Here is a 24,158-nt window from a genome sequence, read left to right as displayed (position 1 = left end):
GCGGGCCGCCGCCCGGCCCGCCACGTCAAGCGGACCTTGACACCCGAACGGAGGTTGGCGGGTCGGGCGGCGGTCTGCTCGGCTCGCCCGGGTCGACGGCGACGGGATGGCTCCCCACCGCAACCACCCACGGACCGCAAGCCGCCGACGCAGCCGCGGCCATCCTGGAGCCGGAGCGCCCCCGCCGGAGGCGCAGTAGCCGCGACCCTGCGATCGTCGCCAGCTCGCCGACGCGACCGCGTGCACTCTCCTGCGCCGCGCGGTGCTTGCCGCGCGGCCCGGCCGGCTGCCGGCCCACCACCACCCGGCCAGCCGCCTGTCGTTCTGCGGCGGCCCCTTGGGCTTCCCGCTTCCGCGCCAGCCGCCGGGCGTGTTGCGTGGCCGGAGTCGGAGCGCCAGCGGAGCGACGGACGCGCGCCCAGGCGGCGGCGCGTGCGGCCCGTTCAGGGCCGCCTTGAAGACGTACAGAAACTTTGAACCACTTCGCCGGCAGCTCGGCCGGCACCCGAACACGGGATGGCGAGCGGACCGGGTGCCTCCGTACCCTGGCGATATGGCCGACCTCGTCGACACCGCTCGGGAAGTTGCACGACGCCTGCTGGAGACACCGTTGCCCCGTCGATGGAGTCACGTCCAGGCGGTCGCTGCCAAGGCGGACCGGATTAGCGGAGCAGTCCCGAGCGAGGATCGTGAGGTGCTCGTAGCGTCGGCTTGGCTACACGACGTCGGTTACAGCCCTGACCTGGTCGACACCGGCTTCCACTCGCTTGACGGTGGCCGCTGGCTACGCCGTGAGCACTTCAATGAGCGGATTGCCGCCTTGGTCGCTCATCACTCCTGCGCCTGGCTGGAAGCCGACGAGCGTGGGCTCGGTGAGGCCCTGGCCGCCGAGTTCCCTCGGGAGGAAACCGCGGTTACCGACGCCATCTGCTGCGCAGACATGACGACTGGACCGGATGGCCAGGATTTCGAGGTGTTGGACCGGCTAGCGGAGATTCGGTCGCGGTACGGGCCGGAGCACCTGGTTACCCGGTTCATCGGTCGGGCGGAACCGGAGATGGTCGCTGCCGTGCAGCGGACTCAGCGCCGGCTCGCCGGCGTCCATCAGCGGATGTAGGGCTCGGGGCGTTCCTCGTAGCCGTGGGTGATGCGAAGCAGGGTCGACGGGTGGATGTCGAGCGCGGCCAGCTCGTCGCGGGCCACCCACCGGACGTCATGTGACTCTTCGCTCGGCGTCGGTGTGCCGCTGACCGGTACTGCGCGGAAGCAGAGCGAGAACTGCTGTCGTACCTCGCCGTCTGAGTACTCAATGACGTGACCGGGGTCGGAGTAGACGCCGACCATCCCGAACACTTCGACGCGGATGCCGGTTTCCTCGTGGGTTTCCCGGACTGCCGTCTCTGCGACCGACTCGCCAACTTCCTGTCCGCCGCCGGGCAGGGACCACAGGCCGTTGTCGGTCCGCTGGATGAGCAGCACCCGTCCGCGATCGTCTCGTGCGAAGACGGAGACGGCGACGACGATGCTGTTGGCCTTCGGCGCGCTCGGGTCGTGGTAGTGCTCGGTTCTTGCCATGCTCTTAGGCTGCCATCTCGCCGCGTGGCTGAGTCGTCGAGGCAGCTAGGACCCGGTCGAAGCTGTCGGCGTACGTGCCGAACAGATCGCCGCCGCTGAGCCTGCGCAGATGCATCACAGGCGCATGTGGCGCCGGAAACCCGAGCACGTGCATGTTCACCAACATCTCGTCATCGAAGCGATAGATCGAGTTGTACAACGTCGTGTCGTGGTAACGGACCTTCACCCCGGGCGCATCGTCAAGCCGGTTGTAGTACTGCTGAACTTGGCGGATCTTCGCCGCCATCACACCCGGCGAACCTTCCTCGATGCTTTTGCGCTCGATCGCCTCGCTACTCGGGTCCCCGAGCAGGATTGTCACCGTGACGCCGTCAACAGCCTTTTGACGCAGGGTTTCGATCAGCCTGCGGTCCTGCTCTACGAGGAACAAGCCGGCGTAGGCCAGCACGTCTATTCGCTTCTCCGCGCGTTCGATCAGTCGACGCCATAGGTCGTACGGCACGGCAGAGCGCCGGGTGTAGAGCTGCACCAACTCGCTCTGCCCAATCCTCGACGCCTTCTCGGGGGTCACCGCGTCTGGCCACAGGTACGGCACGTCCTCCCGCACCATTGCCGCGATTGCGTGTCGGTGACGCGGGTACGGCGTCCGGTCTTGCGTGATCCACCGTTCTACGGTCTTCGCGTCAACCCCGATTTTTTCGGCCACAGTGACCGGCGTCAGGCCGTTGCGCAGGATGGCATCGCGGAGCCGGTCGTTAGGCATCGTTCCTCCTCAAGGGACGACTAGGGACGCATTCATCGTAACCAAGACGTCCCATAGTCGTCCAGCCCATCGGATGGGTTGTCCCTGGCTTTTCGGGAGCCTTATCCGCAGAGGCCACGAGCAACAGTCCACCGGGGACTAGCTCATTACCTGGCCCGAGACCCAGGAGGTTTGTTGTGAAGCTGTACGTGGACACCCAGAGCAAGCAGGTCCAGGTGACGAAGGACCCGGAGCCGAAGAACGACCAGAACGGCAATCAGCGGTCGGAGAAGAACACTGGCCGGCTCATGTGGTCGACCCAGGTCTTCGTGCTCGACGAGACTGGCGGCGAGATCATCACCATCACCACGGCGGGTGAGAAGCCGGGCGTGACGGTGGGACAGCTCGTCGCTGTCGAGCAGTTGGAGGCTATTCCGTGGGCGACCAACGGGCGCAACGGCGTCGCGTTCCGTGCGATCACGCTGAAGCCGAAGGCTGGTAACTCGGCGGCTAAGTAGGTCCCTCGCTCACCGCACTGTGTGAGCCCTGGTGTCTGACGAACGAAAGCGGCCTGACGGTCCGCTGATCTGAGATCCAAGGTCCGGGAGTGGTTCCGACTCCTACATTCCCGGCCCGTCACCACGAACGGTGGTGGCAACCCCGCAAGAGCTGGCGCGGGGTCGGTCCGACTCCTACATCTGCCGACCCCGTGCCCTCCAACTCATCCAACCCAATGTGCTTGGGAGGACTCGTCATGTCCAAGTCTAGCCCCCGCCGCTTCGGCGGCAGGTCAACCGGAACGGTGACGGTCATCGAGGCCAAAGTCCACCGCTCCTCCGCACGCAACGCCAAGATGGCGTTCATCCTCACGGCGGTCATCGTCGGCCTTCTGTCGGCCGTGGTGGCCGCTTCTTACTGGCACCCCATTGTGTCCCTGTTCGTCGGTGCGCTGATCGGCGTTCCCACCGGTGCCGCCGTGTGGCTGCTCGTGCGGATCTGGCCGGTGATTCGGCTGCTGTGGTGGTGGAGCCTCGAAACCGCCTTGGCGGTCCTGCTGCTTACCGCGTGGGTGCAGCTGGCCAACCACACCCCGACCCTGGTGACTCTGCTTGTGGTCGCCCTGGTCGTCGGCGTCCCCGCCGCCATCCGCCCGGTTCGCCGCCAGGTCATCGCCTGGACATGGTGCCTCGTGGTGAGGCATCGGCTGCGTGTGTGCTTCGCGCAGTTCATCATCGCCAACCAGTCCGGCAGCCTGCCGCTGATCCTCTGGGCCAGGCCCACCCCGGTTGGTGAGCGGGTCTGGGTCTACCTGCGCCCCGGCCTGTCCGCCAAGGACCTGGAAGGCCGCCTCGACAAGATCGCGGTCACCTGCCACGCCTCCACCGTGCTCATCGAGCGCGCTTCGGAGAACAACGCCGCCTACCTGCGGTTCGACATCAAACGCCGCGAGGTGCTGACCGCCCACGTCGGTTCCCCACTGGTCGACGTGATCGACCCGACCGCCCCCGTCTCGGCATCACCGCTGACGGTCCCCACCGCCCTGGACCTGCCGGACGTCGCCGCTCCGACGATCACCCTCCCAACCCAGGGCAAGCCGGCGAAGACGCCGGCCACCACAGCCAACGGCAGTAAGCCCGCGGCTTCCTCGTCATCCGTCCCGGACGACGACACCTCCGACTGGATCTGACCTCAACCCAACCCGGGACGCGAGGAGCCATGGCGGCTCGATCGTGTGGCTCCTCGCGCCCACAACGCCCAGGAGGGCACCTCATGACCACCACGATTCCCACCACTGCTGAGGCGGTTCCGGTGGGTCCTGGCCTGTCGATGTTCGACCCGATCTTCATCGGGATCGATGAGTTCGGCCAACCCGTCTACCTGGACGTCATCTACCGCAACCTGCTCACCGCAGGCGAACCCGGCGGCGGTAAGTCCGGCCTCATCAACAACATCTGCGGCCACGCCGCGCTGTGCGACAACACCCGCCTCGTGCTCTTCGACGCCAAACTCGTCGAACTCGGCCCCTGGCGCGACCTCGCCGACGCCTTCATCGGCCCCGACATCGACCAAGCCATTGAGGTGCTGCGTCGCCTCCTGGTCGTCGCCACCAACCGCTACGCCTGGCTCCTAGCGAACCGGCGCCGCAAGCTCGCCGACGGCGACGGCATGTCCGTCATCGTCACCATCATCGACGAACTCGCCATGTTCTCCACCGTCCTCGGCACAAAGCAGCAACAGGAAGAGTTCTCCACCCTCCTGCGAGGGCTCGTCTCCCTCGGCCGCGCCTGCGGTATGCCCGTCGTCGCGGCCACCCAACGCCCAAGTTGGGACATCATCCCCGCCAGCCTGCGGGACCTGTTCGGCTACCGGGCCGCGTTTCGGTGCACCAGCTTGAACAGCTCAAACATCATCCTCGGTCAGGGCTGGGCCGAGCAGGGCTACACCGCCTCCGACATCTCACCCACCAACCAGGGCGCGGCCTACCTCCTGGCCGAAGGTGGCGTCCCCCGCCGCATCAAAGCGGCGTACCTCACCGACACCGACATCTACAACATCGCCGACTACGCCGCCTGGACCCGCCGCCCCACCGGCACCAGCACCCCGGCGGTCAACCCCACCGAGTGGGAGATGGCGGCATGACCACCCGCGAGCGCGCCTACGCCAAGGCCAACAACCAACGCGCCGCCCAGTTCACCGAGCTGTGGATCGTCGGCCGTCCCGAGGACATCGCCGTCATGGTCCGTGCCGCGTCTGCCAGCGGCCGACTCGTCTACGTGTCCTCGCCGAGCCCGATGGGCGGCGACGACAACCGGCAACGCCGCTACCTGCGGCTGCGCACTCACTGATCGGCCGACAGGACCAGTCAACGCCTGGCAGCAACCGCTGGTCCTGCCGACCTCCACCAACAACCTCGAAAGGACGTGGTTGCCATGAAGGCTACCCAAAACCCACCCACACAGATCCAGGTGACACCTGCTGACCTGCTGCGGATGGCTGCCCTCTACCTCCGCCGGCACGGCTGGCACCAGGGCACCTACTACGCCCACAACACCGACACCCTCACCCCGCCGGCCTGCGCCGCCGGGGCCATCGGCATCGCCTGCGCCGGACACACCGTCGAGCACTTCTCCCAGCTCGACCCCGACGCCCTCGCCGACTACCTCGCCACCCTCGGCGTGTTCGTCGACTACCTCGACACCACCGCCCCGATCTTCCACATCGACGAAGACGGCTACCTCCTCGACGAGTGGGACTCCCCCTACTCCTGGAACGACGACCCCGCCCGCACCGCCGAGCAGGTCATCACCGCCCTCCAAGCGGCTGCCACCGAATGGGACTCCCTCCGCACCACCGGAGGTGAGATCCGATGAACACCGTCAAGAAGCCCTTGACATCCGTTCCGCGCCAACGGCGTCGGGACGTCGTCGAGAACGACGCCTTCGCCTCGTTCGCACGGCGCATCATCCGCGCCCACGGCCGCCGCGTCGCCACCGGAGACGTCGAAGCCCTCCGCGACCTCATCGCCCTGTCATCCGTCATCGACGACGCCATCGGGGAAGCCGTGATCGGCCTGCGGGCCTTCGGCTACTCCTGGGCCGAAATCGGCTCCCGCCTCGGCATCACCCGCCAAGCCGCCCAACAGCGCTGGGCCGGTGACAAGCCATGACCGACCTACGCAGCGTCGACCTCGACAACCTGGCCGAGCGCACCAGCATCCGGGTCGAATTCTACGACCCGCTCGGCACCCGCTACGGGTTCCCCACCTTCCCCTACCACTGCGCCCCCACCGGCCTGGCCACCCTGCGGCAACTCCGCGCCGCCGGCCTCCGCCCCGGAGGACACGACCCGGTCGCCCAGATCTATTGGCGACACCGCACCAACCGCCGGGTCGCCTACCTCTACCGCACCGACCTCGCCAAAGCGAAGCGCACCGCCACCCCCGCCCAGCGGGAGGCCATCGCCAAAGCGCTGCTCGCTCGCCGGACCTGCCGGCACTGCGGCCAGGTGAAGCCCTACTACATCCCCCGCCGCTACGGCTGCTGCCTTGACTGCCACGGAGGTCTGTCATGACCGACCCCTTCGACACCGGTGCCTCGATCTTCGTCCTGTCACCGCTGACAGGCGGGAGCGTCTACTGCCTGCACCCGGTCCCGAATTGGCGACCGACCCTCACCGACGACTTCGTGACCTTCACCGACCCGCTGACCAGCGCCACCGTCACCATCTACGTCACGCTCCGACAGGACGGCCACAAGACCACAACACGCTGCCTGGCACCCAGCGACGGTCCCTGCCCTCTCTGCCACAACGCCGGCACCATCGACGTCCGGGTGGACCTCACCTACGAGGCGCAGCACGGCGGCTTCGACGACTCCCCAGGGCTTGATGCCTACCTCGATATCACCAAGCCCTGTCCCGCATGTCGCCCGACCGCTTTCCACCTGTCGGACAACGACACCATCGAGCGGAGCGAGTGATGCCCGCGACCACTCCGGCCAGCGCCGGCACCCGCTTGGAGGGCCTGGTCCTGGTCCTCATCCTCATCGTCGTCGGCGGCTCCGCCGGGGCCGCGTCCTTCACCCACGTTCACGACTGGACCATGGCCAACAGCCCCGCCAACACACCGGGCTGGTTCGGCTGGGCCAACGCCGTCATCTCCGAACTCGTCCCCATCGCCGCCCTACTCACCATCCGCCGACGCCGCCGGGTTGGCGCACCCATCGGCTACCCGATGGTCCTGCTCATCGCCGCCGCCGGCCTCTCCCTCGCCGCACAGTTGGCCGTTGCCAAGCCCGGCCCGTCCGGGTGGCTCCTGTCGGCTGTTCCCGCACTGGCGTTCATGGCCCTGGTCAAACTCGTCCTCGCCCCGGCACCGGTCCCGCAGCCCATGCCACCGGCCACTGAGCCGTCGCAACCGATCCGCGTTCAGGTAGCCGAGCAGGTCACCACCGAGCCGGCACCACCAGCCGCCATCACCCCAGCCCCGGCCGCCGAGCCGGAACCTGTCACCGCACCGGCCTCGGAGCCGGTCGACGTCCCCACCTACCTGCTGCCCACTGCCCGTTTCGCTGCCGTGCAGCACGAACAGGCCACCGGAGCACCCATCACCCCGGCCGAGCTGGCCGACCGGCTCGACATCAGCCCGGCCGTCGCCGGGAAGCTCCTCGCCACCATCCCACGGGGTGCCCGATGACCATTCACCTGGTCGACATCGAGCAGGTCACCCACACCTGCCCAGCCTTTCCCGACGCGCACCCGTTCGACATCCGCCGAACCCTGGTCGACGTCATCCCCGGTGGTCCCTGCCGGGCACCGGTCACCGTCCGCTGCGGTGACACGACCGCCCTGATTCCGTGCCGCAGGCACGAACCCACGAAGCGCCAGTGTGGCGCCTGCCGGGTCATCGTCACCGAACGCACCATCACCACCCGCCACCTCACCGAGGTACGCGGCTGATGGCCTCGACGCTGGACCTCACACCCCGATCCGCCTTGGCCCGGGGTGTGGGCTCGAACGCCGGCACCATCACCCCCGTCTACGACTACACCGCCGAAGGCTCCGCGTTCACCCGCGCCACTAAGCCGGATTACTTCGGCTGGCTGGAGCACGTCCGGGCCGCCGCCGGCTGCACCCGCCCGATCCGACTCGCCGGGCAACTCCTCACCGTCGAGCAGGGCACCGGCCGCGTTCTGGACCAGCGGCACACCGACGCCCTGCCGGATGCGGCGATCTACACCGCGTGCGGCAACCGACGCGCCACCGTCTGCCCCGCCTGCGCCCACACCTACCAACGCGACGCCTACCAACTTCTACGCGCCGGCCTTATCGGCGGCAAAGGCGTCCCCGACACGGTCACCCAGCATCCGGCGGTGTTCGCCACGTTCACCGCCCCGTCCTTCGGGACCGTGCACACCCGGGCGGTCAAGCGGCACACCTGCGGCAACCGCAAACGTTGCGACTGCCGGGCCGACCCGTGCCACGCCCGCCGCGACACTGGACTCTGCGAGCACGGCCGACCGGCCGTCTGCTGGGCACGCCACGAGGCCGGGGACCAGGTGCTCGGGCAGCCGTTGTGCCTGGACTGCTACGACCACAGCCACCAAGTCGTGTGGAACCTCTTCTCCGGCGAACTGTGGCACCGCACCAAGCAAGCCGCGGAACGATGGCTCGCCAAACTCGCCCGCCGCCGGGGAATCCCCCGCGTCCACGTCGTCACCGCCTCCGGCAACATCCGCAAAGTCCCACCGGTCCGGCTGTCACACGGGAAAGTGGCCGAGTTCCAGGCACGCGGGGCAGTGCACTTCCACGCCCTGGTGCGCCTCGACGGCGTCCACCCCGACGACTCGACCGCCGTCATTCCACCACCGGCCGGGTTCACCGTCGCGGACCTGGACGACGCGATCCGGGCCGCCGTCGAACAGGTCGCCTTCACCACCCCGAGTCATCCCGATCAGCCCGCCGGCTGGTCGATCGCGTGGGGTGACCCGGGCAAGGGCCTCGACATCCGACCCATCAGCCTCACCGGAGACGGTGAGGTCACTGACAGCATGGTCGCGGGCTACCTTGCCAAGTACGCCACCAAAAGCACCGAGGTAACCGGGCACCGCTCCGTCAGGCTCGACGCCGACAGCATCGGCGACTACGCCGACCCCGATGGCGACCACACCGCCCGCCTCATCGACGCCTGCTGGCACACCGGCCGACCCACCGGCACATCCGTGCCGCTCTCGGAACGGCCCCGGGACCACCGGCCCGTACCTGGCTTCGTGAAGCGCTGGGAGTGCCCCGACTGCGGCACCCACACCCGCTACGCCGCCTGCCCCGTCTGCGTCGCCCACCGTCAAGCCACCCTTGACACCGAACCGACGAAACCAGCGACCGGCAACCCTTACGCCCGGCTGCGGCGCTGGGCGCACATGCTCGGCTTCGGCGGCCACTTCCTCACCAAAGCCCGCCGCTACTCCGTCACCTTCCAACTCCTGCGCGAGACCCGCGTCACCTTCCGACGCCACGAGCACCAGGACCAGGCCGACGAGCAACCCGGCACCCTCCGGACCGTCGACCACCTCGACGACGACACGACGCTCATCGTCGGCACCCTCACCTTCGCCGGCGTCGGCTGGCACACCACCGGAGACGCACTCCTCGCCAACACCGCCGCCGCCCTCGCCCGCGAACGACGAACCACCGGCCGCGAAGAACTCGCCCACGAACTCGCCACCACCCCGGCCGGCACCGCGCCGGCCGCCGCTTGACCCCCGCCGCGCCGCACGAGGAAGGCCAACCGATGGACGCCCCCACTTCGATCACTCCTCGCGTGCTGCGCGTGGAGGAAGCCGCCCGAGCGCTCGGCATCGGTCGCTCGCTCGTCTACGACCTGATCCGTTCCGGTCGCCTCCGCTCCTTCAAGGTCGGAAGCCGCCGGCTGATCCCCGCCGCCGCCATCGACGAAGTCATCACCACGCTCACGGAAGAAGCTGCCTGATGCCCAAAGAGCCCAAGCAACGCCAGTCCGCCGCTCGTCGCAATCCCAACGGCGAAGGCTCGATCTATCAGCGGTCCAGCGACGGTCGCTGGGTCGGGCAGGCATACGTACTTACCACCGAGGGCACCCGTAAGCGCAAGTTCGTCTACGGCGCGACCTGGGAAGAAGCTCACACCAAGCTCGTCGACCTGAAATCCCGCTCGCAGCGGGGCATCCCGGTTCCCGACCGGGCCTGGAAGCTGGCCGACTATCTGCCGTACTGGCTGGCCGCCTACGTCAGCGACCTCAAGCCCACCACCGCCCGGGGTTACGAAAGCGCGGTACGGCTGCACCTCGTTCCGGCACTCGGCACTAAGCGTCTCGACGGGTTGCAGGTCCAGCACGTCAAGGCGTTCATGGACGAGTTCCGCCGTAAGTGCCTCTGCTGCACCAACGGCTTGGACAAGATTCGACCGGCTGAACGCCGCTGCTGCTCTGTCGGTCGCTGCTGTCAGCACTATCCCAGCGCCCGTCAGATCCAGTTCGTGCACGCGGTGCTCCGCAACGCGCTACAGCACGCCATGCGGGAAGAGCTGGTCTCGCGCAACGTCGCCAAGCTGGTTCGTATCCCGTCGCCTCGCTACAAGGTCGGCAAAGGGCTCTCCGTCGATCAGGTACGAAAGATCCTGGCCGCCGCAGCCGGTCACCGGCTCCACGCGCTCTATGTCGTAGCGGCGACCATGGGTCTGCGTCGAGGTGAGTTGGTCGGCCTCCGGTGGTCGGATCTCGACCTGGACGAGGGCACGCTACGGGTGCAGCAGACCGTCCAGCGGGTTGCCGGGCAGCTCCACGTCCAGGACGCCAAGACCGAAGATTCGGAGGCGGTGTTGCCCCTGCCCGAGGTCACCTGGCTCACTCTTCTCGAACACCAGGAACGGCAGCAGGCAGAGCGAGCCGCCCTCGCCGAGGTGTGGGAAGACCACGATCTCGTGTTTCCCTCGGAGCGGGGCACTCCGATGGAGCCCACCAACCTTAGCCGCTCCTTCGCCCGGCTCCGGGAAACCGCCGGTCTACCTGGTGTCCGCCTACACGACCTGCGGCACACCGTCGTATCGCTGCTGATGGAGTTAGGCGTACCGCCGCACGTCGTTCAGGCCATCGCTCGGCACGCCGACGTGAAGATCACGCTCAAGGTCTACGCTCACGCCAACCTCGACGCGATGCGTCAGGCTCTCGGCAAGCTCGACGGGAAGCTCTCGTGAGTGCCGTTGCTGTCAGCGTTGCTGTCAACCGGTCGACTCGTGGCAGTGCCCATCGGGAAATGCCTGATGGAATTGGAGCCCCCGGCCGGGATCGAACCGGCGACATCTCGCTTACAAGGCGAGTGCTCTGGCCAGCTGAGCTACAGGGGCGCGTGCGTCGAGGTCAGCATAGCGACTGACGTCCGGTTATCCCGATCGAGATGCCTCCCGACCACGGGAATCGTCAACAACCCGACGCGCGGCCATCAGACGTGGCGTCGATTGATGTCTGACCGTGCCTAAGTGACCGGAATGCGTAGCCCGCCTGGTGGGCTGGGCGGCCCCCCGCCTTGGCAGCACGGGTAAACGCGTTTACGGTTCACTCACACGGACGGACGACCGGGCCCCCGCGGCCGGGCCGCCGTCCGCTGACCGGCACGGACTCGTGCCGGTTGCTCCTTCACTCGGATCGTCCGGCACGTTCCTGCCGGTGAAAGGAAGCGCTTCACCATGGCTACGGTCACCTATTCCAAGGCGTCCCGGGTCTACCCCGGCCAAGAGCGTCCCGCCGTCAACGAGCTCAACCTCGAGATCGGCGACGGCGAGTTCCTCGTCCTGGTCGGCCCCTCCGGTTGCGGTAAGTCCACCAGCCTGCGGATGCTCGCCGGCCTGGAGGACGTGGACGCCGGTTCGATCTACATCGACCAGCGTGACGTCACCCACCTTCCCCCGAAGGCCCGCGACATCGCGATGGTCTTCCAGAACTACGCGCTCTACCCGCACATGACGGTGTACGAGAACATGGCGTTCGCCCTCAAGCTGCGCAAGACCTCCAAGTCGGAGATCGACCGGCGGGTCAAGGAGGCAGCCGCGCTGCTCCAGCTGGAGGAGTACCTCGGCCGTAAGCCGAAGGCGCTCTCCGGTGGTCAGCGTCAGCGTGTCGCGATGGGCCGGGCGATCGTCCGCGAGCCGCAGGTCTTCCTCATGGACGAGCCGCTGTCGAACCTCGACGCCAAGCTCCGTGTGCAGACCCGTACCCAGATCGCGTCCCTGCAGGCCAAGCTGGGCGTCACCACGGTCTACGTCACGCACGACCAGGTCGAGGCCATGACCATGGGTCACCGGGTCGCGGTGCTGCTCGACGGTGTCCTTCAGCAGGTGGACACCCCGCGGGCGCTCTACGACACCCCGGCCAACGTGTTCGTCGCCGGTTTCATGGGCTCTCCCGCCATGAACATCAAGACCGTTCCGCTGAACGAGCGGGGCGCCGAGTTCGCCGAGCTGCACATCCCGCTGACCCGGGAGCAGGTCGAGGCGGCCCGCGCCGAGGGTGGCGACGGCAAGGTCACCGTGGGCTTCCGCCCGGAGGACTGCGAGCTGGTCAGCCCGACCGAGGGCGGCATGCCGGTCGTGGTCGAGCTGGTCGAGGACCTCGGCTCGGACGCCAACGTCTACGGCCACGCCGCGCTGGGTGGCAACTCGGAGCGCTTCGTCGTCCGCACCGACCGGCGCAACATGCCGAACATGGGTGACACCGTGTTCGTCAAGCCGGTCGCCGGTCGCAGCCACGTCTTCCACGCCTCCACCGGTGGCCGGATCTGACGTAACGCCGTACCGAAAGGGGCGGTCCGCTTCGGCGGGCCGCCCCTTCCGTCGTACCGAAGCGGCTCTTGACCCGGCAGAGCTCACCACGAAGGTCCCCTCCCGCGCTCGGCGGGAGGGGGCCTTCGTCGACGTGCTACAGCTCGACGGAGCGCCGACGGGCGACCTCGGCCAGGGCGACCGCCGCGGCCACGCTGGCGTTGAGCGACTCGACCTCGGAGATCATCGGAATGCTGACGGTCAGGTCGCAGGTCTCCCCGACCAGGCGGGAAAGACCACGCCCCTCGGAACCGACCACCACCACCAGCGGACCGACCGCGGCCTCCAGGTTGTAGAGGTCGGTGTCGCCGTCGGCATCCAGGCCGACGACCATGAAGCCGGCGTCCCGGCACGCCTTCAGCGACCGGGTCAGGTTGGTCACCTGCGCCACGGGCACCCGCGCGGCCGCGCCGGCACTGGTCCGCCAGGCGGTCGCGGTGATCCCGGCGGCACGACGCTCGGGTACGAAGACACCCTGCGCGCCGAACGCGGCAGCCGACCGGATGACGGCACCCAGGTTGCGCGGGTCGGTGACACCGTCCAGTGCGACCAGCAGCGGAGCCTGCTGCTCCAGGGCAGCGGCGACCATGTCCTCGAACGGCTGGTACGCGAAGGGCGGCACCTGCAAGCCGACACCCTGGTGCAGCACCCCGCCGGTCATCCGGTCCAACTCGGCGCGGCTGATCTCCAGGTTGGCGATGCCCCGGTCGGCGGCGGTCCGGATGATCTCGTTGATCCGGTCGTCCATGTCGATGCCCTGGGCGGTGTAGAGCGCCGTCGCCGGCACGTTGGCGCGCAACGCCTCCAGCACCGGGTTACGCCCGACCAGCAGCTCCGGAGTGTCCTTCGAGGGGTTGGACTTGCGCCCCGGCGTGACCCGCGGACCGGACCGCCCGGTGGGCTTGCCGCCCCGTCCGCCAGTGGCAGCACCCCGACCGACCGGTACGCCCCGACCGCCGCCCCGACCCCAGGTGGTGTCCTTGCTGCCCGGCTGACCGATCTTGGGGGCGCGCCCCTCCTCGGCCGCCGCGCGGCGCTCCTTGTCCTGCTTCCAGGCGGTGCGCTGGGGCAGCTTCTCGGTGCCCGAGTAACCCTTGTGCCACGGCCGCTCGTCCGCGGGCAGGGTGCGGCCCCGCCCGGCCAACGAGTCCTTGTTCTTGCCGCCGGTGCCCTTGGGGGCGCTTGCCTTCGACGTCAGTCGCCGGCCACGGCGCTGCGAGTTGCCGGCCATCAGTCCTGCTCTCCAATAGTCCAACGGGGGCCCTGGGGGGTGTCCTCGACCACCACGCCGGCCAGCTTGAGCTGGTCACGCACCGCGTCCGCGGCGGCCCAGTCCTTGCGGCCACGCGCCTGCGCACGCTGCTCCAGGGCCAGCGCGATCAGGGAGTCAACCACGGCACGAAGATCGTCCGATCCGCCGCCACCGGTCCAGGCCGGGTCGAGGGGGTCGACCCCGAGAATATCCAGCATTGCCCGCACCACGGCCAGCGTGGTGCGGACGGTCACATCGTCGCCGACGCTCAGCGCGGTGTTGCCGTCCCGAATGTGCTGTTGCAGCACAGCCAGCGCGGCGGACGTGTTGAGGTCGTCGTTCATCGCCGCGACGAAGCCAGCGGGCAGCTCACCGAGCTGCCCGGCGCCGACCCGCTCGACGGCCCGCTGCACGAAACCCTCGATCCGCCGGTACGCGGTGGCCGCGTCGCGCAGCGAATCCTCCGAGTAGTCGATCAGCGAGCGGTAGTGCGCGGCGGCGTAGTAGTAGCGCAGCTCCACCGGCCGCACACCGAGCGAATCCACGTACGCCAGGTCCAGCGCGTTGCCGGCGGACTTGCCCATCTTGGCCCCGCCGATGCTCAACAACCCGTGGTGCACCCAGTAGCGGGCGAACGGCAACCCGGCCGCCTTGGACTGGGCGATCTCGTTCTCGTGGTGCGGGAACGTCAGATCCAGGCCACCGCCGTGAATGTCGAACTCCGGGCCGAGATATCGCCAGCACATCGCCGAGCACTCGATGTGCCAGCCCGGACGGCCCAGCCCCCACGGTGAGGGCCAGTAGGCGTCCGCCGGCTCGTCCGGTTTGGCACCCTTCCAGAGCGCGAAGTCGCGCGGATCCCGCTTGCCCCGATCCGGGGCGTCCCCGGCGGACTGCATGGCGTCCGGCGACTGACCCGACAGCGACCCGTACGCCGGCCAGGACGCCACGTCGAAGTAGACGTCGCCCGAGCCGTCACTCGCCGGGTACGCGTGCCCATCGGCGATCAACTTCGTGATCAGCTCATGCATCTCGGGGATGTGCCCAGTGGCGCGCGGCTCATAGGTGGGTGCCAACACGTTCAACGACCGGTACGACTGGGCGAGCAGCAACTCGTTGGCGTACGCGATCGACCAGAACGGACGACCCTGCTCGCCCGCCTTGACCAGGATCTTGTCGTCGATGTCGGTCAGATTGCGAATGAAGGTGACCTCGTAGCCGGCGGCCAACAGCCAACGACGCAGGACGTCATAGTTGACGCCGGAGCGAAGATGACCGATGTGCGGCGGGGCCTGGAGGGTGAGACCACACAGGTAGACCCCCACCTTGCCGGCTTCCCGCGGGACGAAGTCCCGCACCGATCGGGTGGCAGTGTCATACAGGCGTAGCGTCACCGTACAAGGGTAGCTGTCCGTGCCTGTCCGGGTCCGCCGGTGCCGGGTCGTACGCTGCCAGGCGTGGATGCGACCGCACGCTCCGGTGGCTCCGGTGACACGCCAGCCAACCCCACCGCCCCCGCCGACCCGACCTCCGGGCCGGTCTCCGGTTCGGCCGACCCTGGCGTGGGGCGCGCCGGGGAGACATCGCAGACGCTGGACCGGGGTTTGCGGCTGCTGCACCTGGTCGCCGACGCCCCTGGCGGCCTGACCGTCACCGAGGCCGCGAATCGGCTCGGCATCGGCCGGGCCGCCGTCTACCGGCTGGTCAGTGCGCTGACCGGGCACGGCATGCTGCGCCGCGACGGAGACGGTCGGTTGCGCCTCGGGGCTGGGTTGCTGCACCTGGCCCGACGGGCCCAGCCGCTGCTCGCCGAGGGTGCGCTGCCCGCGCTACGCCGCCTCGCCGAGCAGGCCGGCGCGACAGCACATCTGACCGTGGTCGAAGGTGGCGAGGGCGTCGCCTTGGCCGTGGTCGAGCCGAGCTCGACGTCGTTCCACGTCGCGTACCGGGCCGGGGCACGACACCCACTGGACCGGGGAGCGGCGGGCCGGGCGATCCTGGCCGGTCGAGCCGGGGTGGCAGAGCCGGTGAGTAGCAGCGGAGAGTTGCAGGCCGGGGCGTACGGGTTGGCAGCACCGGTGCTCGACGTACCAGGCTTGGAGGCCAGCGTCGGCGTGGTCGCGCTCGCCCCGCTGGACGTCGACACGATCGGCCCCCACGTGCTGGCCGCCGCCCGAGCCATCACCGCCGCCCTCAGCTGACCCGGCCCCACGCCCCACCTCGCCGTCGCGCGCCCGGGCGGCTTGATCAACTCGGCTTTACGGAAGTCGCGGTATCCCAAGGCCAACAACCGCCCGGCTTTTCAGGAACGCGAGTGGATCACCGCTCGGCGGCAGCCCGAATGCCCTGTCGATCCGGCCGGCGCATAGCAAGATCAGCAGGCGGATTCGTGGTTGTCCACAGGTGTGGCGGCACGCGCGGGCCGGGTTGTCCACAGGGGTTTCGGTGGCCGATCGGTGGTCGGCAGGCTGCTCAGCATGCCACCACGTCCGCATCGCCCCGATGCCCTGGCCTGGCAGGTCTTCCGTGGCTCCGACGCTGTCCGGGACGGCCTGCTCACCGAACATCAGCTGCGCAACTCCGCCTGGGTGCGGTTGCGCCACGACATCTACGCCGATTCACGACTGGACCGCGACCACGCCCTCGCGTGTCGCGCCGCCCTCCTCCGGCTACCGCCCGGAGTGGTGGTCGGCGGCCCGTCGGCCGCCTACCTGCACGGCGTCCAACACGCCGCGAGCTTCACCGACGATGTGCACGTCCTCGTGCCCCGATCGCTGCGGATCGGCCCACAGCGCGGCCTCCGCGTACACGTCAATGCCATCGCCCCAATGCCGGATGCCGGGCGTCCGTCGAGCGCTGGACGTCCACGTGATGCGGCCCGACCTACGGGAGCAGGGCGCCCACCCGCCGGCGGTATGTCACCACGCCCAGCACGGCAACTGTCCCGCCCGGCCGCCGTGTCCGTCGGAGCAGGGGGCATGGTGGCGGCCAGCCGGGGCGACGGGTGGGCGGCGGCCAGCCCGCTGAAGTCCCGGGAGCCGGAGCTTCCGATCCCCCGGTCCGATCCCGGGCGGGCCGCCTGGGAGACGGCCGTCTGGCTCGACCCGGTCCGGGCGGTCGCCATCGTCGACTCGCTGCTCGGGCAGGGGCTGACCGATAGCGACACCCTGGCCGCCATGGCTGCCCGCAATGCTGACCGGCCCGGTGGGCGACGAGCGCGCTGGGTCTTCGACCTGGCCGACGACAGAGCTGAGTCTCCACCGGAGTCACAGCTACGCGTGCGGTTGGTACTGGGTGGGCTGCCGCGCCCAGCGGTTCAACATCCGGTACGCCTGCCGATCGGCGTTGTTCTGCACCCCGATCTGGCCTGGCCGCAATATCGGGTGGCGGTGGAGTACGACGGGAAGTGGCACTCCGACGCGGAGCAGCTGCACCGCGACCGCCGTCGGCTGAATCAGCTGGTCGCCGCGGGTTGGCTGGTCCTGCACGTGACCAGCCAACGGCTGCACGGCGAGTTTCCGGCGGTGTTTCGCGAGGTGCGCGACGCGCTGGTCAGCCGCGGCTGGCGACGGGGGTCTTTCACATGATCATGAGCGGCGCGGGGTGGCGGCCCGGAGCAGCAGGCCCGGACGAGCGCAGGGCCCGGTCGACGAGCGTCGACCGGGCCCCGGAGGGTGGTGGCGGTTGGGCCACCTCCGCAGTGCGATGTGCGCTACGGGCGGGCGTTCGGCTTGAGCGGGGTCTTCACCGCCGCGTAGGCGTCGACGATCCCGTAGCCGTAGAAGCCGTTGAAGTTGACTCCACCGGCGCAGTACGCGTCATAGGTCTCGTCCCGGCCCTCGTTGCGGTACTGCTGGAGACGCGGCTCCGGGCAGGCGTGCTCGGCGGCCGTACGGTAGAGGTGCTGCTCGACCTGGTCCGGCGACATCCCGAAGCCGGTCCGACCCTGCGCCTTGCCATACCGGCTGACGATCAGCGCGGCGACGCCGGCGGCGTGCGGGGACGCCATCGAGGTGCCCTGGAGGTAGGTGTAGTAGCCGCACTCACCATTGGCCTTGCACTGTTTGAAGACCTCGCTGGCGATCCGGGGGTCGATGTTGCCGTCCGCGTCCACCCGGGGGTCCGGGATGGTCGCCGAGATCGGCTCCTCCTGCAGCACCTTCAGCGGGTACGTGGAGAGGATCATGTTGGCCGGGGTCCGGTGGGTGTCGGTGCCGAAGCCGTCCCGGAACCAACCACCCGGCGCGGCGATCGAGATCTGCTCGGTGCCGTAGTTGGAGAAGTCCGACTTCTTGCCGGACGGACCGACCGACGACACCCCGATCACGTGCGGGCCCTCGGTGGGCAGGTCCCAGCAGCTCTCGTTGTCGATCGGCCGGTCGTACGGGTCGGCGCCGTAGTCGGGGCTCGTGGTGTCGGTGCGCGGTGCGCCGAGGTCCTCGTTGTTGTTGCCGAGCGCGCCGACGAGGGTCACGCCCTTGTTGTGCGCGAAGATCAGCGCCCGCTTCATCGCCTTGATGATGGCCCGCTGCTCGGCCTGGTCCTCGGGCGAGTCGGCCGGGTTGGCTGTGCAGTTGTAGAGCCACGGGTCGACGTAGAACGACATGTTGACCACGTCGATCCCGGACCGGCCGGCGTAGACCAGGGCGTTGACGACCGGGTCGAGGAAGAAGTAGCCGGAGTCCTGGCCGCCCTTGAGCTCGACCAGCGAGACGTTCGGGGCGACACCGGAGAGGCCGAGGCCGTTGGCCGCGGCGCCGATGGTGCCGGCCACGTGGGTGCCGTGCCCGCCGTCGTCGGTGCCGACCGGGTCGAGGCAGCTCGGCACCTCGCAGGGGCCGTCCACGTCGGTCAGGTCGGGCGCGAAGTTGCGCGACAGCGACCAGTTGAAGTTCGGCGCGATGTCCGGGTTGCTGGCGTCGACGCCGGTGTCCAGCACGCCGACGGTCACCCGACGATCGCCCGGCTCGATCTTGCGGGCCTTGTCGGCCCGGATCATCTCCAGGCCCCACAGCTTGTCATCGAGCGGGTCGAGCTTGGCGCCCTTCTTGGCAGCAGCACCGGCGGCGGCACGAGCACCGGCGGCGGCCGTCAGGTGCTCCTGCTCGACCCGGTCCAGCTTCGGCTTGCGGCCGATGGCCTTCTGCTCGGCGGCGCCGATCAGCGTCGGCGCGGCGGTCGCCCTGGCCGCGAAGTCGGCCCGGTCGCTGCTGACCTGGAACATGCCGACCTCATCGGACCGGGACACCACAGTGCCGCCAGCTGCCCGAATCGCGGCGACTGCCGTGTCGGCGGAGACGCCGTCCTCGGCGACGACGGTGAAGGTGCGGGAGTTGCTCGGCACGGCGTTGGCCGGCACACCCAACCCCGTAGCCGTAAGTGCCAGCACTGCCGCGGTCGCGACCGTACGGGCGGTGAAGCGCTTGCTCACCACATCGGATCCTCTCGTTGAGGGACGTGGCAGCCATCACACAACAACGATCTGGATTACGCCAGTTGAGCGCCCGTTATGGTGCTGAATTCCTCCAGTTCCAGCCGCACACCGACCGCGTCGACGCCCAGATCCGCCAGCGCGGTCGGCAGATCGGCCATGCTGGAAACTTCGGCGTCGGGTGTGCAGCCGAGGGGGCGAGGCAGGCCGAGCCGGTTCAGCCACACCGATCGCAGGCCGGCCCGGCGGGGCGCCACCACGTCGTGCTCCCACGAGTCGCCGACGTACACGATCTGCCCGGCTGGCACCCCGGCCGCCGCGACCACCGCGCCGTAGAACTCTGGGGCTGGCTTCTTGGGCAGGCCGTTCTCGTGTGCGTACAACTCGAAGGCGAACTCACCGGCGAGCCCGCACCGTTCGGCGCGGCTGTTGCCGTTGGTGGCGAAGCCCAGCGTGTACCGACCGCGCAGCGTGGCCAGCGCCGATGGTACGTCCGGGAACGGGCGGGTCAGGGCGAACCGGCGGGCGAAGAAGAGGTCCGCGATCTCGTCCAGGTGGTTGACCAGTTCGGCGCGGGCCAGCGACCGGGCCAGTGCGGCTCGCCGGATCTCCACCACCGGTGCGGCGTTCAGCTCGCCGAAGACCGCGCCCCAGTCCGACTCCAGTTCGGCGAGCGTCACCCCGGCCGCCGCCGGTGTGCGTCGCCGCATCTCGTCGAGGACGGCCACCAGCCCGCCCGTGACCGCCGGACGCAGGTCCAGCAGCGTCTCGTCGGCGTCGAACACCACAGTGGTCAGCACGAAACCCACTCTCTCACCGACCGGGAACTCACCGACCCGCAAACCTCACCGACCGGGATCACCGACCGGCAAACCTCGCCGACCGTCCAGCGCCAGTTCGGGCTCGGGCGAGGCCGACGGTGCGGCCGTCGAGGGCGACCCGCGCAGTTCGTCGAGGCGTACCAGGGCGACGCCGGCGACGATCAGCACGCCGCCGAACAACTGCCAGCCGGTGGGCAGCTCGTTGAGGAAGAGCCAGGCGATCAGCACCGCGAAGAGCACCTCCGTCAGCCCGACGAACGACGACAGTCGGGGGCCGAGGATCCGGGTGCCGGCGATACCTGTGAGGTACGCGATGACGGCGGCCACCAGCGACAGCCCGGCGATGGGCACCAGCCAACTGGTGGGCTGCCCGGCGAAGGTGACCTCGCCGAAGGTCGCGTGCAGCGGCAGCAGGCCGGTCAGCCCGATGAGGAGCAGCACGGCGGCGCCGACGGCCATCCCGCCGCTGGCCATGGCGACCGAGGGCAACCGGGGGTCGACCCGTCCCGCGAGCACGAAGTAGCCGGCCAGGCCGAACGCCGCGCCCAGTCCCCAGAGCACGCCCACCGGGTGGAAGTCGGCGGTGCCGGCGAGGTCGAGCACGAACGCCAGCCCGTCCAGCGCGGCCACCGACCCGGCGATGGTGAGCCGGCGGGGCGGTTGCCCGTGCCGCAGCCACATCCAGACCACGACAAGGATGATGCCCAGGTATTCCAGCAGCAGCGCGACACCGACCGGCAGGTAGCGCACGGCATTGAAGAAGCACACCTGGGCCAGCGCCACCCCGAGGAGCCCGAACAGCCCGATGGCCGTGGCGTTGCTCCGCAGCACGTGCCATTTGCCGCGCAGCGACAGCAGTGCGGGGATCGCCAGCACCAGGGCGGCCACGCCGACGCGGGCGATCACCGCGGATTCGGCTGACCAGCCGGCCTCGATGAGCGATCGCGCGAAGGTGCCGGAGGTGGCGAAGGTGACTGCGGAGAGCAGCGCCAACCCGACGCCGGCAGCAGGTCGTGAGTGCATGTCACGCTCCTCGGGATGGGCACTGCGTCATGAGCAAACTATCCTTGTGCTGATGACGCTAGGCGGAAGCCATGACAGGAGTCAAGTTGCTATTCGCTCATGACACCGAGTGTTCGCTGATCGCCGCCGCGGCGTTGGTCAACACCGCAGGTCGAGACGGCGAGTTACTGCCCGACGTCGCGGCGCTGGACGCGTTCTTCGTCCGCCACTCCTACAGCGGCCGGCACGAACACACCGACGCCGAGCTACGCGCCGTCCGGGAGCTGCGGCCCCGACTGCGCCGCATCTGGTCCGCCGAGCCAGCCGAGATCGTCGCGGTCGTCAACGGCCTGCTGCTGGAACACAAGGCGCTGCCCCAGCTCATCGAGCACGACGACGAGCCGTACCACCTGCACGCCGTGCCCCGCGACGCGCCGCTGGCCACCCGGATCGCGGTGGAGGCCGCCATGGCGATGGCCGACCTGGTTCGTACCGGCGAGCTGAGCCGGCTACGCATCTGCGAATACCCGGACTGCGACAACGTGGTCGTCGACCTGTCCCGCAACCGGTCCCGGCGATTCTGCGAGGCCGGCTGCGGCAACCGCGCCGCGGTGACCGCCTACCGCGCCCGACGGGCCGCCGGCCGCTCCTGACCGTCGGCCGCCCACTCCTCGGCCCGCACCTCGTACTCCACCTCGCCCTGCTCGGTGCCCGGAATCGGGTCGTCCCACTGCTGGTGGAAGGTCCGCACGTGGCGCAACCCGGCCTTCACCATCACCCGCCGGGAGCGTTCGTTCACAGTCATCGTCTCCGCCCAGACCCGTTGCACCCCGACGGCATCGAAGGCGTACCGGACCAACGCCCGCGACCCCTCGGTCGCCAGCCCCCGCCCCCACGTCGAGCGGCGCAGCCGGTAGCCCAACTCAGCCTCGGCGCCGTCCTCCGACGGGTCGAGCGCGAACCAGCCCAGGAACTCGCCGGACTCCCGATCGTGCGCCGCCCACCGCCCCAGCCCGGGATACCTGTCGTACTGGGCCAGCAGCCTCGGCAACTGCTCGTCCCGCACGGTTGCCAGCGGGGTAGCGACGCCACCGGTGAGGAAACGCATCACCTCGGGGTCGCTGTCCAGCTCGACCAGCGCGTCCACGTCGGCAATGGTCAGCCGCCGCAACCGCAACCGCTCGGTGCAGGGCGGGTCACTCACAACGAAATCATCCCGCCGCCCCACACCAACGTCGAGCCGTTTACCCGCGCGGGCAAATCCCCGACCGCCGTCGCGGGCGAGGCGATCGCGTCAGCGCGGGGGCGCGACCACGAAGAGCCGCCAGGAGTACGCGTCGACAACGAGCACGGGCCCGTCCGAGTCCTTGCTGTCTCGCACCCCGACCACGTCCCCAAGATTCGTCGCCACCTCGACGCAGTTGGCGTCCTGATTGCTGCGGCTGCTCTTGCGCCAGCGAGCGTCGGTCAACTCCACGACTCGGCCACCTCGTTCATCAAGTCGATGGACGCCTGCGGGGGCAGGGCTTCGCCCAAGGTAGCCTCCCAGACCCGCTGCAACCGCAACAGATCCTGCGGCTGGTCCAGCTCTTGGCCCCGAACCTGACAGTCCAGATAGGCCACCTCGGTGCCGTCGGGCAGGGTGGCGAGCGCGAACTGCCCACCGAGCCCCGGGTACTCCTCGGCGGATCGCGGCACCACGTGCAGCCGGACCCGAGGGTGCCCAGTGGCGATGCCGGCCAGGTGCAGAGCCTGCTCGCGCATCACCTTCCGGCCGCCGACGCGTCGCCGTAGCACCGCCTCGTCCAGCACCGCAACGATGTGCGGCGACCGCTCGCTGTGCAGCACCTCCTGACGCTCCATCCGGGCGGTCAGTCGCCGGTCGACCTCCTCGGAGGCGAGCAGGTCGCCAGCCTCGAACACCGCCCGCGCGTAGTCCTCCGTCTGAAAGAGCCCCGGCACGTAGCGGGGCTCGTACCACCGGAGCGTGCGCGCCTGCTCGAAGATCGCCTGCCAGCCGCGTAACCAGGGCTGTGCCCGATCCAGGCTGACCAGCTCGGTGGACATGCGACCGAACAGGCCGCCGGTGTCCAGGGCGCGGTCGACGAGTTCCAGGTACTTGACGGTGGGCTGTTGCTGGCCCAACTCGACGGCGCTGACCATCGACGCCGAGTAGTTGACCGCCTTCGCCAACTCCTCCTGACTCCAGCCGCGCCGCACCCGCGCCCGGCGCAGCTCCGCGATCAGGAACGCCGCCGCCGTCATCTGCCCATCGGCCATGCCGTACCGCCCTCCACCCCGCCGACGATCAACTCCAGCCGGCCGCCAGCGGCGGTGCCACCCAACGCAGGGCGGCTATGACGACGCGGCCAAACCCTTCCGACCGTAGTCGCCTGATCACCAGACTGTGAAGCGCAGCGCCGCTCCCCGTCCCCCGGGATCTGCCGGCACCGCACGGGACCGCCCGCTCCCCCGGCCGGGCGGTCCCACCTCCCAGACAGCCACGCCGTCACCGCTCCGCGATCTTGCACTTTCCGTCCCGACGCAGGGGGCATATCCACCCATGTCGACAACAGAAACTCCAAGATCGGCGCGGTCCTGGATCGAGCGGGATCTTGGCGCAGCCTGGCCCGGGGCGAGCGCGAGCGGGGGCGTCGTGATGCCACGAACGATTCAGGTCGAAAGGAAGGGCGCCGCATGTCCCGGACCACCCCGGCCGACAGTGCCACGATTCCACGTCGGCAGCACCTGGCCCTGCGCCCGCTGTGGCTCTGCCGGGTCTGCGCCGCGCCCTGGCCGTGCCCGGTCGCCCGGCTCACCCTCCACCGGGAGTATGCGCACGACCGGGTCGGGTTGAGCATCTACCTGTGCAGTGTCCTGCACGAGGCGGCTGCCGACCTGTACCGCCTGAACCCGCACGACGGCCCGGACCCCGCCGCGCTCTTCACCCGCTTCCTCGGCTGGGCGAGACCACGGCACCTGCCCTGA

At 69.3% G+C, this 24,158-nt stretch carries 29 protein-coding genes and 1 tRNA gene; 19 read left to right on the top strand and 11 right to left on the bottom strand.

Annotated features, from left to right (window positions below):
* The first annotated feature begins 553 nt into the window (after positions 1–553).
* Positions 554–1,117 carry an HD domain-containing protein gene (locus tag IW248_RS27330; RefSeq protein ID WP_196929238.1) on the top strand — a complete coding sequence of 188 codons (564 nt, stop codon included), beginning with the start codon at positions 554–556 and terminating at the stop codon, positions 1,115–1,117.
* On the opposite strand, the gene IW248_RS27325 is transcribed toward IW248_RS27330, so the two are convergent.
* Both IW248_RS27325 and IW248_RS27320 read right to left on the bottom strand, forming a co-directional pair.
* Entirely contained in the window at positions 1,105–1,575 is a 471-nt protein-coding gene (locus IW248_RS27325; RefSeq protein WP_196929237.1) for an NUDIX domain-containing protein, read from the bottom strand. The genes IW248_RS27330 and IW248_RS27325 overlap by 13 nt on opposite strands.
* A 4-nt stretch (positions 1,576–1,579) precedes the next feature.
* Positions 1,580–2,338, bottom strand: a complete 759-nt coding sequence (locus tag IW248_RS27320; RefSeq protein ID WP_196929236.1) for an XRE family transcriptional regulator — start codon at positions 2,336–2,338, stop codon at positions 1,580–1,582.
* Positions 2,339–2,514: 176 nt separating this feature from the next.
* On the opposite strand from IW248_RS27320, the gene IW248_RS27315 reads away from it, so the two are divergent.
* The 13 genes from IW248_RS27315 to IW248_RS27255 all read left to right on the top strand — a co-directional run bounded on the left by IW248_RS27315 (position 2,515) and on the right by IW248_RS27255 (position 11,044).
* Complete coding sequence (locus tag IW248_RS27315; protein ID WP_112681382.1) at positions 2,515–2,835, top strand: hypothetical protein; 321 nt, start codon at positions 2,515–2,517, stop codon at positions 2,833–2,835.
* 236 nt (positions 2,836–3,071) lie between these two features.
* Positions 3,072–4,004: a hypothetical protein gene (locus tag IW248_RS27310; protein ID WP_196930384.1), complete on the top strand. Its 933-nt coding sequence runs from the start codon at positions 3,072–3,074 to the stop codon at positions 4,002–4,004.
* A gap of 83 nt (positions 4,005–4,087) precedes the next feature.
* Positions 4,088–4,957, top strand: a complete 870-nt coding sequence (locus IW248_RS27305) for an FtsK/SpoIIIE domain-containing protein (RefSeq protein WP_196929235.1) — start codon at positions 4,088–4,090, stop codon at positions 4,955–4,957.
* On the top strand, positions 4,954–5,163 hold the full coding sequence (locus IW248_RS27300) for a hypothetical protein (RefSeq protein ID WP_196929234.1): 210 nt from the start codon (positions 4,954–4,956) through the stop codon (positions 5,161–5,163). Before IW248_RS27305 ends, IW248_RS27300 begins: the two co-directional genes overlap by 4 nt.
* An 84-nt stretch (positions 5,164–5,247) precedes the next feature.
* Complete coding sequence (locus IW248_RS27295) at positions 5,248–5,688, top strand: DUF6197 family protein (RefSeq protein ID WP_196929233.1); 441 nt, start codon at positions 5,248–5,250, stop codon at positions 5,686–5,688.
* Positions 5,685–5,984, top strand: coding sequence for a hypothetical protein (locus tag IW248_RS27290; RefSeq protein ID WP_196929232.1), 300 nt, complete (start codon positions 5,685–5,687; stop codon positions 5,982–5,984). The genes IW248_RS27295 and IW248_RS27290 overlap by 4 nt, the downstream gene beginning before the upstream one ends.
* On the top strand, positions 5,981–6,388 hold the full coding sequence (locus IW248_RS27285; RefSeq protein ID WP_196929231.1) for an RRQRL motif-containing zinc-binding protein: 408 nt from the start codon (positions 5,981–5,983) through the stop codon (positions 6,386–6,388). Before IW248_RS27290 ends, IW248_RS27285 begins: the two co-directional genes overlap by 4 nt.
* Positions 6,385–6,795, top strand: a complete 411-nt coding sequence (locus IW248_RS27280; protein ID WP_196929230.1) for a hypothetical protein — start codon at positions 6,385–6,387, stop codon at positions 6,793–6,795. The genes IW248_RS27285 and IW248_RS27280 overlap by 4 nt, the downstream gene beginning before the upstream one ends.
* Positions 6,795–7,511, top strand: coding sequence for a hypothetical protein (locus IW248_RS27275; protein ID WP_196929229.1), 717 nt, complete (start codon positions 6,795–6,797; stop codon positions 7,509–7,511). The genes IW248_RS27280 and IW248_RS27275 overlap by 1 nt, the downstream gene beginning before the upstream one ends.
* Positions 7,508–7,774, top strand: coding sequence for a hypothetical protein (locus tag IW248_RS27270; RefSeq protein ID WP_196929228.1), 267 nt, complete (start codon positions 7,508–7,510; stop codon positions 7,772–7,774). Before IW248_RS27275 ends, IW248_RS27270 begins: the two co-directional genes overlap by 4 nt.
* Positions 7,774–9,573 (top strand): replication initiator, encoded by a 1,800-nt coding sequence (locus IW248_RS27265; RefSeq protein WP_196929227.1) that lies wholly within the window; start codon positions 7,774–7,776, stop codon positions 9,571–9,573. The genes IW248_RS27270 and IW248_RS27265 overlap by 1 nt, the downstream gene beginning before the upstream one ends.
* Positions 9,574–9,605: 32 nt before the next feature.
* The gene (locus tag IW248_RS27260) at positions 9,606–9,803 is read left to right on the top strand and encodes a helix-turn-helix domain-containing protein (RefSeq protein ID WP_196929226.1); all 198 of its coding nucleotides are present in this window, start codon (positions 9,606–9,608) and stop codon (positions 9,801–9,803) included.
* The gene (locus tag IW248_RS27255) at positions 9,803–11,044 is read left to right on the top strand and encodes a tyrosine-type recombinase/integrase (protein WP_196929225.1); all 1,242 of its coding nucleotides are present in this window, start codon (positions 9,803–9,805) and stop codon (positions 11,042–11,044) included. The genes IW248_RS27260 and IW248_RS27255 overlap by 1 nt, the downstream gene beginning before the upstream one ends.
* A gap of 73 nt (positions 11,045–11,117) precedes the next feature.
* Here the strand turns inward: IW248_RS27255 and IW248_RS27250 are convergent.
* Positions 11,118–11,194: transfer RNA gene (locus IW248_RS27250), tRNA-Thr, on the bottom strand.
* A gap of 339 nt (positions 11,195–11,533) precedes the next feature.
* Between IW248_RS27250 and IW248_RS27245 the strand changes: the two genes are divergently transcribed.
* Positions 11,534–12,625: an ABC transporter ATP-binding protein gene (locus tag IW248_RS27245; RefSeq protein ID WP_124818919.1), complete on the top strand. Its 1,092-nt coding sequence runs from the start codon at positions 11,534–11,536 to the stop codon at positions 12,623–12,625.
* 136 nt (positions 12,626–12,761) lie between these two features.
* On the opposite strand, the gene rlmB is transcribed toward IW248_RS27245, so the two are convergent.
* Both rlmB and cysS read right to left on the bottom strand, forming a co-directional pair.
* Positions 12,762–13,895: a 23S rRNA (guanosine(2251)-2'-O)-methyltransferase RlmB gene (gene rlmB, locus IW248_RS27240; protein WP_124818921.1), complete on the bottom strand. Its 1,134-nt coding sequence runs from the start codon at positions 13,893–13,895 to the stop codon at positions 12,762–12,764.
* Entirely contained in the window at positions 13,895–15,310 is a 1,416-nt protein-coding gene (gene cysS, locus IW248_RS27235) for a cysteine--tRNA ligase (RefSeq protein ID WP_196929224.1), read from the bottom strand. The genes rlmB and cysS overlap by 1 nt, the downstream gene beginning before the upstream one ends.
* A 168-nt stretch (positions 15,311–15,478) precedes the next feature.
* Between cysS and IW248_RS27230 the strand changes: the two genes are divergently transcribed.
* Together IW248_RS27230 and IW248_RS27225 are read left to right on the top strand one after the other, a co-directional pair.
* Positions 15,479–16,117 carry an IclR family transcriptional regulator gene (locus IW248_RS27230; RefSeq protein ID WP_307788402.1) on the top strand — a complete coding sequence of 213 codons (639 nt, stop codon included), beginning with the start codon at positions 15,479–15,481 and terminating at the stop codon, positions 16,115–16,117.
* Between the two features lie 276 nt (positions 16,118–16,393).
* Positions 16,394–17,503, top strand: coding sequence for a hypothetical protein (locus IW248_RS27225; protein WP_196929222.1), 1,110 nt, complete (start codon positions 16,394–16,396; stop codon positions 17,501–17,503).
* Between the two features lie 125 nt (positions 17,504–17,628).
* Here IW248_RS27225 and IW248_RS27220 read toward each other — a convergent pair whose 3' ends face one another.
* The 3 genes from IW248_RS27220 to IW248_RS27210 are packed head-to-tail and all read right to left on the bottom strand — an operon-like array spanning position 17,629 to position 21,191.
* On the bottom strand, positions 17,629–19,347 hold the full coding sequence (locus IW248_RS27220) for a S8 family serine peptidase (RefSeq protein WP_196929221.1): 1,719 nt from the start codon (positions 19,345–19,347) through the stop codon (positions 17,629–17,631).
* Between the two features lie 56 nt (positions 19,348–19,403).
* On the bottom strand, positions 19,404–20,147 hold the full coding sequence (locus tag IW248_RS27215) for an HAD family hydrolase (protein WP_196930383.1): 744 nt from the start codon (positions 20,145–20,147) through the stop codon (positions 19,404–19,406).
* A gap of 45 nt (positions 20,148–20,192) precedes the next feature.
* On the bottom strand, positions 20,193–21,191 hold the full coding sequence (locus IW248_RS27210) for an EamA family transporter (RefSeq protein WP_196929220.1): 999 nt from the start codon (positions 21,189–21,191) through the stop codon (positions 20,193–20,195).
* 86 nt (positions 21,192–21,277) lie between these two features.
* Here IW248_RS27210 and IW248_RS27205 point away from each other — a divergent pair, with 86 nt between their 5' ends.
* Positions 21,278–21,823: a CGNR zinc finger domain-containing protein gene (locus IW248_RS27205; RefSeq protein ID WP_196929219.1), complete on the top strand. Its 546-nt coding sequence runs from the start codon at positions 21,278–21,280 to the stop codon at positions 21,821–21,823.
* Here IW248_RS27205 and IW248_RS27200 read toward each other — a convergent pair.
* The 3 genes from IW248_RS27200 to IW248_RS27190 all read right to left on the bottom strand — a co-directional run bounded on the left by IW248_RS27200 (position 21,790) and on the right by IW248_RS27190 (position 23,450).
* Positions 21,790–22,374, bottom strand: a complete 585-nt coding sequence (locus IW248_RS27200; RefSeq protein ID WP_196929218.1) for a GNAT family N-acetyltransferase — start codon at positions 22,372–22,374, stop codon at positions 21,790–21,792. The two genes, IW248_RS27205 and IW248_RS27200, sit on opposite strands and share 34 nt — an antisense overlap.
* Positions 22,375–22,464: 90 nt before the next feature.
* A complete protein-coding gene (locus IW248_RS27195) occupies positions 22,465–22,647 on the bottom strand; it encodes a DUF397 domain-containing protein (protein WP_196929217.1) in 183 nt (60 codons plus the stop codon).
* Positions 22,638–23,450, bottom strand: a complete 813-nt coding sequence (locus IW248_RS27190; protein WP_196929216.1) for a helix-turn-helix domain-containing protein — start codon at positions 23,448–23,450, stop codon at positions 22,638–22,640. The genes IW248_RS27195 and IW248_RS27190 overlap by 10 nt, the downstream gene beginning before the upstream one ends.
* Positions 23,451–23,867: 417 nt before the next feature.
* Between IW248_RS27190 and IW248_RS27185 the strand changes: the two genes are divergently transcribed.
* A complete protein-coding gene (locus tag IW248_RS27185; RefSeq protein ID WP_196929215.1) occupies positions 23,868–24,158 on the top strand; it encodes a hypothetical protein in 291 nt (96 codons plus the stop codon).

This window comes from Micromonospora ureilytica, assembly GCF_015751765.1.
GTDB lineage: Bacteria > Actinomycetota > Actinomycetes > Mycobacteriales > Micromonosporaceae > Micromonospora > Micromonospora ureilytica.
Note: the sequence above shows the minus strand (reverse complement) of the source record. Positions and strands in the feature narration are given on the sequence as shown.

Bases quoted from the DNA above. Each gene is read 5' to 3' on its own strand.
- IW248_RS27310 (WP_196930384.1), top strand. From the start codon at position 3,072: ATGTCCAAGTCTAGCCCCCGCCGCTTCGGCGGCAGGTCAACCGGAACG.
- IW248_RS27290 (WP_196929232.1), top strand. From the start codon at position 5,685: ATGAACACCGTCAAGAAGCCCTTGACATCCGTTCCGCGCCAACGGCGT.
- IW248_RS27225 (WP_196929222.1), top strand. From the start codon at position 16,394: ATGCCACCACGTCCGCATCGCCCCGATGCCCTGGCCTGGCAGGTCTTC.
- IW248_RS27210 (WP_196929220.1), bottom strand. From the start codon at position 21,191: ATGCACTCACGACCTGCTGCCGGCGTCGGGTTGGCGCTGCTCTCCGCA.
- IW248_RS27300 (WP_196929234.1), top strand. From the start codon at position 4,954: ATGACCACCCGCGAGCGCGCCTACGCCAAGGCCAACAACCAACGCGCC.
- IW248_RS27295 (WP_196929233.1), top strand. From the start codon at position 5,248: ATGAAGGCTACCCAAAACCCACCCACACAGATCCAGGTGACACCTGCT.
- IW248_RS27325 (WP_196929237.1), bottom strand. From the start codon at position 1,575: ATGGCAAGAACCGAGCACTACCACGACCCGAGCGCGCCGAAGGCCAAC.
- IW248_RS27260 (WP_196929226.1), top strand. From the start codon at position 9,606: ATGGACGCCCCCACTTCGATCACTCCTCGCGTGCTGCGCGTGGAGGAA.
- IW248_RS27305 (WP_196929235.1), top strand. From the start codon at position 4,088: ATGACCACCACGATTCCCACCACTGCTGAGGCGGTTCCGGTGGGTCCT.
- rlmB (WP_124818921.1), bottom strand. From the start codon at position 13,895: ATGGCCGGCAACTCGCAGCGCCGTGGCCGGCGACTGACGTCGAAGGCA.
- IW248_RS27265 (WP_196929227.1), top strand. From the start codon at position 7,774: ATGGCCTCGACGCTGGACCTCACACCCCGATCCGCCTTGGCCCGGGGT.
- IW248_RS27255 (WP_196929225.1), top strand. From the start codon at position 9,803: ATGCCCAAAGAGCCCAAGCAACGCCAGTCCGCCGCTCGTCGCAATCCC.
- IW248_RS27275 (WP_196929229.1), top strand. From the start codon at position 6,795: ATGCCCGCGACCACTCCGGCCAGCGCCGGCACCCGCTTGGAGGGCCTG.
- IW248_RS27185 (WP_196929215.1), top strand. From the start codon at position 23,868: ATGTCCCGGACCACCCCGGCCGACAGTGCCACGATTCCACGTCGGCAG.
- IW248_RS27190 (WP_196929216.1), bottom strand. From the start codon at position 23,450: ATGGCCGATGGGCAGATGACGGCGGCGGCGTTCCTGATCGCGGAGCTG.
- IW248_RS27270 (WP_196929228.1), top strand. From the start codon at position 7,508: ATGACCATTCACCTGGTCGACATCGAGCAGGTCACCCACACCTGCCCA.
- IW248_RS27245 (WP_124818919.1), top strand. From the start codon at position 11,534: ATGGCTACGGTCACCTATTCCAAGGCGTCCCGGGTCTACCCCGGCCAA.
- IW248_RS27280 (WP_196929230.1), top strand. From the start codon at position 6,385: ATGACCGACCCCTTCGACACCGGTGCCTCGATCTTCGTCCTGTCACCG.
- IW248_RS27285 (WP_196929231.1), top strand. From the start codon at position 5,981: ATGACCGACCTACGCAGCGTCGACCTCGACAACCTGGCCGAGCGCACC.
- IW248_RS27320 (WP_196929236.1), bottom strand. From the start codon at position 2,338: ATGCCTAACGACCGGCTCCGCGATGCCATCCTGCGCAACGGCCTGACG.
- IW248_RS27330 (WP_196929238.1), top strand. From the start codon at position 554: ATGGCCGACCTCGTCGACACCGCTCGGGAAGTTGCACGACGCCTGCTG.